General features: G+C 50.7%; 10 protein-coding genes. 6 read left to right on the plus strand and 4 right to left on the minus strand.

Annotated features, from left to right (window positions below):
- Positions 1-239 precede the first annotated feature (239 nt).
- Together Mal48_RS19175 and gmk are read right to left on the minus strand one after the other, a co-directional pair.
- Positions 240-512 carry a DNA-directed RNA polymerase subunit omega gene (locus tag Mal48_RS19175; protein WP_145203436.1) on the minus strand — a complete coding sequence of 91 codons (273 nt, stop codon included), beginning with the start codon at positions 510-512 and terminating at the stop codon, positions 240-242.
- Entirely contained in the window at positions 502-1,101 is a 600-nt protein-coding gene (gene gmk, locus Mal48_RS19180; protein ID WP_145203439.1) for a guanylate kinase, read from the minus strand. The genes Mal48_RS19175 and gmk overlap by 11 nt, the downstream gene beginning before the upstream one ends.
- 103 nt (positions 1,102-1,204) lie before the next feature.
- Here gmk and Mal48_RS19185 point away from each other — a divergent pair, with 103 nt between their 5' ends.
- Positions 1,205-2,419: a hypothetical protein gene (locus Mal48_RS19185; RefSeq protein ID WP_197441834.1), complete on the plus strand. Its 1,215-nt coding sequence runs from the start codon at positions 1,205-1,207 to the stop codon at positions 2,417-2,419.
- A 129-nt stretch (positions 2,420-2,548) separates the two neighbouring features.
- Entirely contained in the window at positions 2,549-3,304 is a 756-nt protein-coding gene (locus Mal48_RS19190; protein ID WP_231739725.1) for a class I SAM-dependent methyltransferase, read from the plus strand.
- Between the two features lie 6 nt (positions 3,305-3,310).
- Here Mal48_RS19190 and Mal48_RS19195 read toward each other — a convergent pair whose 3' ends face one another.
- Positions 3,311-4,186: an RAD55 family ATPase gene (locus Mal48_RS19195; RefSeq protein ID WP_145203445.1), complete on the minus strand. Its 876-nt coding sequence runs from the start codon at positions 4,184-4,186 to the stop codon at positions 3,311-3,313.
- A gap of 454 nt (positions 4,187-4,640) precedes the next feature.
- On the opposite strand from Mal48_RS19195, the gene Mal48_RS19200 reads away from it, so the two are divergent.
- The 4 genes from Mal48_RS19200 to Mal48_RS19215 all read left to right on the plus strand — a co-directional run bounded on the left by Mal48_RS19200 (position 4,641) and on the right by Mal48_RS19215 (position 10,818).
- Complete coding sequence (locus Mal48_RS19200) at positions 4,641-6,179, plus strand: glycoside hydrolase family protein (protein ID WP_145203447.1); 1,539 nt, start codon at positions 4,641-4,643, stop codon at positions 6,177-6,179.
- A gap of 60 nt (positions 6,180-6,239) precedes the next feature.
- On the plus strand, positions 6,240-7,985 hold the full coding sequence (locus Mal48_RS19205; protein ID WP_145203452.1) for a phosphate ABC transporter substrate-binding protein: 1,746 nt from the start codon (positions 6,240-6,242) through the stop codon (positions 7,983-7,985).
- Between the two features lie 396 nt (positions 7,986-8,381).
- On the plus strand, positions 8,382-9,875 hold the full coding sequence (locus tag Mal48_RS19210) for a hypothetical protein (RefSeq protein WP_197441835.1): 1,494 nt from the start codon (positions 8,382-8,384) through the stop codon (positions 9,873-9,875).
- 85 nt (positions 9,876-9,960) lie between these two features.
- Positions 9,961-10,818, plus strand: coding sequence for a glycerophosphodiester phosphodiesterase family protein (locus Mal48_RS19215; RefSeq protein ID WP_145203455.1), 858 nt, complete (start codon positions 9,961-9,963; stop codon positions 10,816-10,818).
- Positions 10,819-11,059: 241 nt separating this feature from the next.
- On the opposite strand, the gene Mal48_RS19220 is transcribed toward Mal48_RS19215, so the two are convergent.
- The gene (locus tag Mal48_RS19220; RefSeq protein WP_231739727.1) at positions 11,060-12,664 is read right to left on the minus strand and encodes a glycoside hydrolase family protein; all 1,605 of its coding nucleotides are present in this window, start codon (positions 12,662-12,664) and stop codon (positions 11,060-11,062) included.
- Positions 12,665-12,910: the final 246 nt, after the last annotated feature.

Here is a 12,910-nt window from a genome sequence, read left to right on the forward strand (position 1 = left end):
ACGTAATCTGTTTGAATGCAATACACACAGCTAGCAAGCGGCACGGTATTGAATCACACGCAAACGAGTCTGCTGGAAACTTGATGACGCTCATCAACCAGAGCACGGCATCACAAAGAGGCAAGGCGTACCGCGAACCGGGACGAAAAGGTAGAACCACATACAACCACTGCAGCGATGAATGTGGAAACAACCCTACGCTTCAGAATCTACTCAAAATCAGTCTTGGAAAGCAAAGACTAATCGTCGAAGTCGGGGACTTCTTCCATCAGCATTTTTTCGAGATCAGGTGCGTCATCGGGTGTGATAACAACGTTTTCTGATGTATCGAGATAGATTTTGTCTGTGAGAATTTCTTCAATCACAGTCGCCATCGATGGTTTTCCCTGACACTCAACGAGCGGAGGAGCTCCGCGATTCAATTGAACGAGACGCTTTTGAATCAGAGTCGAGAGTTTGAATTTTCCACCAACTTTTTTAGCGATGTCGTCTTCTTTGAGCTCATCGAGCATAAAAATCTTTCTCCCTCGCCTCCAGAACGTCACAGATTTCCTGGACAGCTCTGTCGAGATCATCGTTGATGATATGGTGCCGATACGAATCTGCCGATTTTAGCTCTTCCGCCGCAGTCCGCAACCTCCGTTGTATCACTTCCTCAGATTCGGTACCACGACTCCGCAGGCGTCGCTCATATTCGTCAACTGAGGGCGTCATCAAAAACAAGGAGGTCGCATCAGGGTAAATCTGCATAACCTGCAGCGCCCCCTCAACGTCAATCTCCAGAAGCACCCAGCTTCCGGAATCCTGAATTCGTTGAACTTCGCTTTTCAGCGTCCCGTACCAGAATCCACTCCGGTGAACTTCGGCACATTCCACGAAATCACCAGCGTCTCGACGAGCCTGGAATTCATCCGAAGACAAGAAATAGTAATGGGTTCCGTCGACTTCATTCTGGCGGGGAGGCCGGGTGGTCGCGGAGACAGCCATTTGTATAGGGACAGCTGAATCACTCAGGATTCGACCAACTATCGTGGTCTTTCCGCTACCACTAGGACCAGAGAGAACAGCGACTCGACAGGGATCTTTGACTGAATTGTTCACAGAAAAACCGAAATAACGAACAGACGTATCAACACAAAATGATTGATGTATTATAAAAAAGAAGCAATGCTAAAGGGATTGGATCCGAATCGACAAACCGAAAATGCAGACCAAAACGACAACTTATCGACTCCAAACATCATTTCCAAGCAGTTTCATGATGATTGCTCAGATCAGGAATTCTCTGTTCTGCCTCTGTTTATTACTGATCGTCAATGCTGTCGGCGTCAGTGATGACCAACCGAGACTGTTGCGCGAATCTCAATTCCGTATTGCCATCAACCGAGCACTCATCGCCAATGGCGAACGGACGATCCTTCAGGACTATCTTCAGCGACTCGCGCAAGAACGTGAGGTCGCGATACTTCTCGATCGTCGAGTCGATCCGAGCCAGCGGGTCAACGTCGCTATTTCGGAGAACACTTTTGATGCGGGAATCCGCTCGCTCGTTAAGCAAATCGGTCTGGAAGTTTCAGTCGTGGGCGACTCCCTGATTGTCGGACCTCCAGAGTCGACGAACCTTCTGAGAACTCGCTGTGCAATTGCTCGCCGAGAATTCGATACGATTGAAGGATTCACTCCGAAGAGGCAGTTCGAGATCCTCAGGCGATACGAATTGAAATGGGACGATCTCTCCACTCCGCGCGAAATCCTGAAGCAACTCGCCTCGCGATACAATTTCACGATTGAAAACCTCGAAGACGTTCCACACGACTTATGGTTTCGCGGAACCTTGACATACCCAAACCTCGTCGAATCGCTCACCATTTTGCTGACTCAATTTCAACTCTCTTTTGAATGGATCGACGCAGAGACGATCCGCATTGTTCCGGAAGTTCCGCGGGTTGGCATCGAAGGAGAACATCGACCACGTGGGATGCCAGTCGCTGATGCCATCTCGCTGGTGAAACGAAACTTTCCAAACCTTGAAGTTCAACGCGCAGGAAGCCGAATTGCATTCTCCGGTCTCTTAGAAGAACACGAATCAGTGGCAGTACTGATCGGTGAGAAACAACCACGCCGACCGAAAAGTGGAGATCCTGAATCAAAGCCGCTACACCAGCGAAGGTTCACTTTGAAGATGGTCCGCAAACCGTTTGGAAGTTTAATGGCGACTCTTCAACAGCAGGGAATCGAGGTCCGCTACAACGCGCAGGAATTCAACGAAGCCGGTATCGACTTGGGACATAAAATTTCCATTGAGCTCGAACAGGCCACCATCGATCAGTTACTTAAAGAATCGTGCGATAAAGTTGGCATCGATTACGAAGTCGATGACTTTCGAATTCTGCTGAAACTCAAAGCGGGACCTGAATAAGTAAAACTTGAACAGATCATGGCGTCTTCCTCCGCAACTGAAGTGGCAGCCAAATTGCTTGCTCTTGCTTCTCCGGTCTCGATGAGCGACGCTTTATCGTTCTCAATTTATCATGACAGGCTGTGCCTTATGACTATTCGATCATCGCTGCTCATTATCTCGTCGATGTTCTTTGTGACTCCCCCTTCGCTCATCTTTGCTCAAGACGATGCTGGGAAGAAGGATGAAGAACAATCCGAGCGATACACATTCGATATTCGCCACGACCCCAATGGCATCGGAAAATTCTATTTGGGACGCGAGATTGCACACGTCATGGGGCATCAAGGGATTCGTTGGCTCGAACGAGAAACACGAGAAGAAGAAGAGCGACTCTCGCTGTTGATTGAAGGCCTGAAAATCAAACCGGGTATGAGCGTTGCAGATATCGGAGCCGGGTCCGGAGTCATCAGTGTTTTGCTTTCCAAAGCGGTCGGTGAAGAGGGAGAAGTTTTGGCGGTCGATATTCAACCAGAAATGCTGACTGCACTTCAAAACAAACTGAGGCTACTCGGGATCAAGAATGTTAAAGGAGTTTTGGGAACAACCAAGTCCCCCAAACTCGAAGCAGAATCTGTCGATCTGGTAGTCATGGTCGACGTGTACCATGAATTTGACTTCCCGTATGAGATGCTCAACGAGATCGCAAAGTCACTTAAAAAAGGAGGGCGAGTCGCGTTTGTCGAGTACCGCCTGGAAGACCCAAAAGTCCCAATCAAGCTCGTCCACAAAATGTCCGAAGCACAAGTCAAAAAAGAAGCCCTCATCAAGGATCATGGGCTCAAATACCTGGAGACCTTTCGAAAACTCCCCCGACAACATGTCGTCATCTTCGAAAAGAAATAGCTGCTGCTAGAGTAGTTTCAGGCCAGATTCAACAATTTCATAGGGGCGGATGGAATCGTCACACGCGCTGCCACGATGTTTGGCAACGTGTAAAGCTCGCCCCATTTGGGAACCTTCGCGAACCTTCCCCATGAGGATGATTGTGTTTGCATTTGCGAGGACGTCACCACTTTCGATTTGCCGAGTCAGCAGATCGTCCAGCATCACTTCGTGAGTCGTGCAGAGCATCAGGCAGCCGATGGAATTCCATTCGTAAAAATGCTTCTGAACCTGCTCTTCGTTTTTCCGAAACTCGATACGGAAGTAATCGCGCGCAACCCAGTCCGCATCTTTTCGCAAAATTTGATGGTAGATGTATTCAAACAGTTCAAACTGAAATGAATCACTCGCACGATCTGTTGGCTCGATCCCATCAATAACGCAGCGACGGACTCCCTGACAAAAATTCCCATAGAAGAATGCAATGGTCTCAGCCAATTTCCGATTGAGATCCGCCTTCCATTCTTTCTTCTGATCGAAGTCCATATCGGTCATTGTCACTCGGCGACCGGTCCGCTGAAATTGATGCAACGCATCCCAACGAGCAACTTCCGGTTTCCAGATGTCACTTGGAAGCGTGCCGATCAGTTCTTGAGGCCGCTCGCGAAGAGTCCAGTCAAAGAGACGCATCGCATAGTCTGCGTGAGACTGAGTATCGCCGCGCGAGGTCATATCGAAAATGATCCCCGTCTCCCCTTCCTGCTCTTTCCCTTGATGCAGATACTGAAGGCCTAATTGAGTTTTGCCGATGCCGGTCGCTCCCAGGACAACCGTCAACGATCCCGGCAACAATCCGCCACCAAGCATCTCATCCAATTCAGTAATTCCGGTGCTTTGACGCATTTCTTTTCTTCAGTCCTCAGTTTTTTGGAAAGTCGACAGAATACAGGAACTGCAGCCACTTGCGAATAGACCAGAGCCGTTTCATTGCGAGCTGAGCCCGTGCGGGTCACATTTACGGCTCCATAGACCGCTCTTCACAAGCTCGCAGTTCCTCTACATCGAAGAAGTTGAACGTTCGGAAATTTCCCTGAAGGGACTCATCACAAAAAATTGATACGAACTCGTTATGATTATTCGGAAAGATTATCCTCTGTTTAGAACCAGTCCGAAAACCTTTGGAATAGCTGCTTTCCTCAACGTTTGAGAGAGCAATTTCACGTTTCAGGACCAGTTCTAGAACTCCCCATAAACCCAGAGCTTGCTCCCTCAAACATTGCGAGAACCGACTCCTCCAGAGATTTTCAGATTGGTTCCCATCACATAGCTGTTCAAATTGCCGCTTAAAGGAAAACCGATGAACTTTCGCGTCATACTTTTCATACTCACTCTGTCGTGCGTCGCAAACCTTTCACCAACACAAGCTGATGAACGGGTCTTCTTCGCGTTTGACGATCACAGTATTCCGTGGCGTCACAATCTGAAGGTGTCGCTGGTCGAAGCAGAGAAACATCCTGATAACCCCGTTTTGCGTCGAGGCCCAAAGGGAGCCCCGGATCACGGCCATGCAATTTTGTACGGCACCGTTATCAAAGATGGGGAGACATTCCGAATGTGGTACCTCGGAATGATCCAAACCGAAATCGAAAAAGGACAGGCCCCCGGTTGGTGGCGACCAATGTGCTACGCCGAGAGTCAGGATGGCATTAACTGGACCAAGCCTGAACTGGGACTGGTTGAGTTCAACGGCAACAAAAAGAACAACATCTGTTTGATCGAATCACCGACCTATTCAATGACCCGCGTGAACGATTTTCTTTCGGTCCTGTATGAACCAAACGATCCTGACCCGAGCCGTCGATACAAAGTCGCTTACATTGCTCACATGCCGTACGACGACATCAAGGGAGGCATGAGCAACATCGGCGTCAAAGAACACCGCGTCGGGACGACGATTTGCGCGACCAGCGCCGACGGCCTCAGTTGGAAAGTCGTTGGTGATCGCCCAGCCAATGCGGGAGGCGAACGCTTTGAGGTTTCGTCACTCTATCGCTTCGGCGACTTTTACTATTCGACCGGGCAACTCCTCTCGCCCTGGACATGGCGACCTGATGGGAGCAGAACCGGTCGAAACGTCCTGGCGTTTCGCTCATCTGATTTCAAAAACTGGTCGCAAGCGACCGCTCACGCCTATTCCCGTCCGGGGCAACTCACAAACCCTCCTGTCGAAGGTGAGCAAATGCACATGGGAATGGGACTGTGGAACCGAGGGAATGTGATGGTCGGGCTGCACGGGATGTGGCAGAACGCGTCAACCAAACCGAAAAAAGGCGAAAACTGGAACAAGGGAGTTCACATCGACCTTGGTCTCGTCGTCAGTAACGACGGAGTGCATTACCGCGAACCCGTTCCGAATTTCAAAGTGATTCCTCGAGGTGAACCGGGAGCATGGGACGACACAGCATTGTTACAAGGTCACGCTTTCGTCAATGAGGGCGATAAAACCATGATGTGGTATTCTCACTGGGACACATCCGGAAACCTCAAGACTATGGAGATCGGACTGGCGACCTTGCGACGAGATGGTTTCGGGTTCCTTTCAGCTCAGGAAGATGACAACGACTCAGAATTCATCACCGACTTTTTCGAACTCAACGAGAACGAAAAAATCTTTCTGAACGTCTCGGGACTCTCCCCCGACGATGAGCTGACGGTCGAACTCCTGGATCAACGAGCGGAACCGATTCCGGGATACTCAACGAAAGTTTCAACAAGCGGTCTTCGCGTTCCTGTTGAATGGTCCAAGCCAGCAAGTTCGGCGAAAAAGCGAGCGTTGAGAGTTCGCTTCCCAGTCGGCAGCCTCGCAAAAGTCTATGCAATTTACCTCCAAAAGTAGTCTTCTACGGAATCATTCAGTCTTTCCTGATGCTGCATTTCAAACGGACTGGCTCACATTATGAAACAGCTCTGCGCCTCTTTTCTGATAGTTGTGATGTTCACAACTCACTGTTTTTCCGAAGAACAGCCGACTCTCAAAGCGGACATCGTCGGCTTGTGGATGATGGGGCAATCGCTCTGCGAAGGTGCCGAATCATTACCAGTTGTGACGCCAACCGATCAAGGTTGGGGGAACTATCGGTTCAAACGAGGAGTGCGCACCTGGATGTATGGTGATCACTGCCAGACCCCTGAAGATCGCTCCGAAGAGCAGTTCAAGTTTGTACCTCTCTCCGCTACGAAACATGGCGGACTGGGTGAAACGATTGCCAACGGACTGGCTGATCATTTGAAATCTCAGTTCACCGCCCCAAAGCTGAGCAAAGACAAGTCGAAGGCAGCATCACCTCATTTCCTGACCGCCTACGCAGGGCAGGGTGGTCGCCTGATTGATGAACTTTCCAGCATCGATCAGTCGACAGATCCGCGAACTCCTGAGTCACGCCAGCACGGCGGAGGATACTACAAGACCAGCCTCGATGATGCCCGTCGCGCGAAAGCTCAAGCTGAATCGATGGGCAAGAAATTTTCCATCGCTGCGTTGATCTGGATGCAGGGGGAAGCAAATGGTGGCCCCAAGGGGGGAATCAATCCGAGTCGATGGGGAGAAGAACTGACTCGGCCAGATGGACAAAAGTGGTACCGAGACAGGCTGATCGAATACCGCAATCAATGGTCTCACGACCTGCAGTTGATCACCGGGCAAGTCGACGAAATCCCGATGTTCACCTATCAGACTCAAGGCGCCGCTGGTGAAGCTCAATTGATGGCTGCCGACCGAGACCCAAACATTTCAATGGTCGGCCCTCACTACATGGTGCCGAGCGCAGCCAACAGCCGCTACTCAGGAAGGTACGGCGATCCGATTCACCTCTCCGCCGACGGTCAACGCTGGTATGGCGAGCAAGTTGCCAAAGTCGTGCACCGGGTGCTGCAAGAAGGTGAAGAATGGGAACCGCTGCGCCCACGAAAAGCAATTGTTGCACCGGACCGAAAAAGCGTGCTGGTCGAGTTTCTGGTCCCACGCCCTCCGCTTGTTCTGGACGAGACGTTTCTTCCTCGCCAACGATACCCGATGAACAAAGGCTTCCACTCGCTCTACGGATTCCAGATTCGAGATGCAGACCGAGCAGTCTCGGAAATCACGGAGATCACCGTAGAATCACCGACGTCGCTGCGAATCGAACTGACCTCACCACTTGATAAAGAGACCACAGCCACGCTCAGCTACGGACTTCCTTACGCTGATCGAATCGGGACGATTCTTGACATCAGAAAAGGCCCCAACATCGACGACCAGCCGACGACAGACCTGCTGGTTGAGGCAATCGATGATGATCGACTGAAACCTCTGATCGCTGAAGGAATTTTTTACGTCTCAAACATGCTTTCAGGGGAAGCTTACTCACGTGCACCGATTCGCCTCATTCAGGCAGCCAACGGAAAGACAGCCAATGGAAAGACAGCCAATGGGACGACTACATTGCGTTTTCAAAATCGCGAACTCCGTAACAACAAATCGTTCGCTACGGGGCAGAAGCTGACTGCAATGCGTGCCTTCTCCTACGGAAATCTGCGGGATTCCGATTCAGAAAAGGCTATCTACCACTTCGCCGATGGCGCCTACGGAACCCGTGTCGACCAACCCTATCCTTTATGGAATTGGTGCGTTCTCTTCAATCAGTTTCCCATCTCAGAACAGTAAGTCGACTGACTCTAACACTGGTCTCGTTAACACTGGTCTCGTTAACACTGGCATCAATTCAATATTGATTCTTGAACAGCGTGGCAGCGCGACCTTCCGAGTTCGACTAAGCATTCTTGAATGAGTCTGAGTTGGCGTAATCTGGAAGCTTGTTAATCGAGTTGTGAACTGCTGTTGACCTCCATCTCACCTTACAACTCCCAATGCATCGGCAGAGATGCAGGCGGACTTAGAAACGATTACGATGAGGAACCGACACGAGAACAATTCCAATATTCATATTCACACTCTGACTCGTGTCGAGAGTCTATGTAGCCCTGAGAATGACCTGCACTGGCGAGACAAGTATTGAAAATTTTCTCAATCTCATATCAACCGTGACAAGGATTTATTTCGATGCGTCTTTCACTCATTGCTTTTTACTTGTTCACACTTCAGTTGCCGTTGGGTTTTACTCCCTCGGTTGGCGCAGATGACGATGTGATCGACATTGGCAACCGTCGCGAATTAATGGTCGACCATTTCCTGATCGACAAATTGGACAACGTTCAATTGGTTCTCAATCGTCCGCGAGACGAAGGTGTCGCCCTGACCTTCGAACAGCCATGGGAAGGATTGTTTTGCGGATACTGCACCGTCATCAAAGACAAGGACTCCAAAGGTGAGGACCTGTTTCGGCTCTACTACCGAGGGAACCCTGAACCGGGAGCGGATGGCGACGAGGACGAAGTCTATTGTTACGCAGAATCAAAAGATGGAATCAACTGGAAAAAACCGGAGTTCGATCTCTTCACGGTACAAGGTCACAAGAAGAACAATGTCATCCTTGCCGACGCTGCACCGATCACCCACAACTTCTGTCCGATGCTCGATCCACGCCCGGGAATCCCGGCTGACCAACGATACAAAGCAATCGGCGGAACCATGACCAGCGGTCTGGTGGCATTGGTCTCAGCAGATGGCATCCACTGGAAAAAACTTCGTGATGAGCCAGTCATCTCAAAAAAGATGGTCCCGTACAAGTACATGTTCGATTCACAGAACCTCGCATTCTGGTCCGATAAAGAACAGAAGTATCTTTGCTACTTTCGAGTTTTTGAAGATGGAATTCGTCGAATCTGTCGGTCGACCAGCGACGACTTTGTGAACTGGTCAGCCCCCGTTCTCATGGAGTATCGCCATCATGGCGGAGAGGCTCCGATCGAACATCTCTACACAAACCAAACCCATCCGTACTTCCGTGCTCCCCACCTGTATGTTGCCATCGCAGCCCGGTTCATGCCCGGTCGGCAAGTCCTTTCAGCGGAACAGGCCAAAGCACTCAACGTCTCACCGAACTATTTCAAGGACACTTCTGACGCTGTCTTCATGACATCGCGCGGCGGAAAGTTCTATGACCGAACCTTCTTAAGTGGATTCGTGCGACCCGGGATTGGAGCACAGAACTGGGTTTCGCGAACAAATTATCCAGCTTTGAATGTCGTCCAAACTAGTCCAACAGAGATGTCGCTCTACCTCAATCAGGATTATGCTCAACCGACTTCACACTTGCGCAGGTACTCCTTGCGGCTGGATGGTTTTTCGTCCGCTCAGGCTGCGTATGCAGGCGGTGAACTGATCACAAAACCGATCAAGTTTCAGGGGAGCGAATTATCAATCAACTTCGGAACCTCTGCCGCTGGGGGAATTCGTGTTGAGATCCAGGACCTTTCCGGAAAAGCGATTCCCGGATTTTCGCTTGCCGATGCCACAGAGCAAATTGGCAATGAAGTCGCTCGCACGGTGACATGGAAGCAGGGAAGCGATGTCTCTTCCCTTGCCGGAAAACCTGTGCGACTCCGCTTTGTCATCAAAGATGCAGACCTTTACGCCTTCAAGTTCAACGAGTAACAGTGACTGCACCAAGTCTGGCGTTCCGTGAAATCGCTTGCCTTATCATCAATCATCTACAATAGAAAATCAGGTTCATTCTGAAATGTCACAACAGCTTGCAGCTTCTTCGAATGCTCTCTCCTCTCTCAGGACAGCTCGTCACAAACCAGCGATATGGAAGTTCAGCTGGCTTTGCCTGCTTGGCGTGTTCCTGCTCCCTTCACTTGTCGGCGCAACTGAGATCATCGCTCATCGAGGTGCGTCCGGCTATGAACCAGAGAACACTTTGCGAGCAGTTCAACGGGCCTGGGAAATGGGAGCTGATGCGACCGAGATCGACGTTTACCTGACGAAAGATGACAAAATCGCCGTCCTGCACGACAGCAAGCTGGACCGAACTACCAGTGGGGTCGGACCGGTCAAAGACTTCACACTTGCGGAACTGCAAGAACTCAAAATTCGCTGGAAAGATGAACTCCTTGAAGATGAGACGATTCCGTCACTCGAGCAGGTTCTCGCAATCATCCCCGAGGGGAAACGGATCTTCATTGAAATCAAAACAGGTCCAGAAATCGTCCCCGCGCTCAAACGAATTCTCGATGCCTGCACATTGAAAGATGAACAACTCGTCGTGATTACATTCAACGAATCCACACTCACAGAGTCCAAGAAAGTTCTCCCGAACCTGAAGCACTATTATCTCTCTAGCGGAAAAAAAGAGACAATTGACGAGGTCATCGCTAAAACAAAAGCCGCCAACGCCGATGGAATCAACCTGAGTACGAAGTTTCCCATCACAGCTGAACTCGTTCAACAAGGAAAAGAAGCTGGCTACGACACCTACGTCTGGACCCTCCGAGATAAAGATGCTGAGCTGGTGCCCCAACTGATCGAAATGGGAGTCGTCGGCCTCACAACCGACTTCCCCGACCTTTGCCGCGACTGGCTTCCCACGGAATAATAGCACATTCTCCGCAGTGCATCTTTGGCAGTCATTAAGCCCCGGTGACCCACCACCGGGGGCTAAAAAGACTGAAGACCTTAATGAAACATGCTCAAAAGCATCTTTCGAATTGGTTTGCAGGTTCTGCCTCGTGGCGAACAGCATTTTTACTAGAGAAATGCGTTCTTCACGGGCACACGGTAGAGCAAACTGCTCTTAAGCAAGCCCTGCCGCTCAGGGTGCTGAAGAGTCACCATCCTCACGCTTCAAACTTCATGGAATACAGATCGGCATCCCGAAGTTCGAAGCGGGCGCGGATCGGTTTGCCAGCGAGCTTGCTGACATCACTCCCGTTCTTCCAACTCAAAATCCGATCAACCGAATCTCCGAAGTGCAGATTGCTGTCTTCAAGACGAAACCCTTCGATGGGTGAACCGTCGACGTTTTGGAATTCCACGCGAAGGCTACCAGCTGCCGACGTTGCGAAGTTCACATGAAGTTGCGAGCCATCGAATACGAACGGCTTCGTAATGACTTCGTTCCCGTCGGAAGCAGGGCCGTTGACCGAAACGAAACCATCGAGCCGCAGCGAATAACGACGCACGGCACTTCCCTTGCCGTGCCAATAACTTTCCGAAGCATAGAGTGAAAGCTCGTTGGCCGCCCCGGTGAGTGTCGGTTTCGTTTCGACCAGATGCCAGGCGATGTACTGCTGCCCATAATGCCAGCTCTCTGCACGCTCCGGCCCCGGTCTGAGAAACGCCTCATTCCAACGGTGGAACGTTTGACCATCTCGGCTGGCCATAAAGAGCCCCTCAGTGATGGCGGTTCCATATCGTCGACTGCCAGCTGCTCGCTGCTTTCGTTGTTCATGAGCAGGCAGATTTTCCATCGACTGAGACCAGTTGCGGTCGATGTAACGAGCTGGAAACCCGAGCAGGATGTGCGGTGCTCGATGATACGGCTTGATCTGGTTCGTGTAGAGCTCTTCATGAGGAGAGTCGACATACTTAATGTCTGAGTGTGGTCCCCAATTCACCAGGTCGTCTGAGGTTGCGGTGCGAATCGCCCTGATTCCGCCCGGTTTCCACTCTTTATCCGTGGTGACGCCAGCTGTGAAGATTCGCCAGTAGGCTCGATACTTCTGAATCGTCGGATCCCAGAAGGCCAGGTTTTGGGAGTCGAACGCTCCCAACCCTGACAGGATCGGCTTGTCTGTCATAGGAGTCCAGTTCAGTCCATCGGGAGACTGAAACGGTAACAGCCCATTCGGCTTGCTTGATCGAACGATCGCTTTATACCGGGCAGCAGGCGGAACATCGGGATTCTCATCAATGAAGACAGCAGGGTGACCGGGATCAACATTCAATGGGCCAACCTTTCCGGTCACCATCACGATGTTGTTCTCTTTCGAACCATTAAATTCGTGGAGACCCAACTTTGGCTTGACCCAATTGATTCCGTCGTCGCTTTCTGCATAACAAAGAAACAGCGGATGCCGGTTCGTAGTCACATTGTTGTTAGCAACTTCAATGTGCCAGGCCTTGTAGTACATCCGGTATCGGTCTCCATCTTTGAAGACGCTGTGGTAACCACTTCCGGTCCCTTCCCAAGGTTCATCGTGATCTAAGGCGACTTCGCGCGGGACTGGATGATGCAACCGCGTCGTAGCACCGCCGACCAGTTTTTCAATCAAGGTATTGTCAACAAAAAGTTCTCGACGAGAACCAATGTTGATCGCTTGAGGCGACTGCTGCGCCGATGAGGTTCGAACTCCCGTCGCCAGCGAAGCCAAGCCCGCCGATGTAATCACTGTCTCTTTCAAAAATTGGCGCCGCGTCGGAAACGTCTTAAACAAAGTCATCAGCACTCCTCTTCCAGGGATCAAGATATTGCACATCAGAGTCAGGCGAGCGATGAGATCACATTCGGAGTTTCCGTCTTCGTGAAGAGTGCTCTTCATGTGAAGAATCACTCGTTTCCACATAACAGAACTCGTACATCAGCTCCGAAAATGATCTGGAAGTGAACGCCCCGTCGAACAGGACAATTGATTGTCCCGTCAGACTCAAGGTTTCGATGAGTTTATCATCCTGTCACTCTTGCTCGC

This window comes from Thalassoglobus polymorphus, from assembly GCF_007744255.1.
In the GTDB taxonomy this organism is placed as follows: Bacteria; Planctomycetota; Planctomycetia; order Planctomycetales; family Planctomycetaceae; genus Thalassoglobus; species Thalassoglobus polymorphus.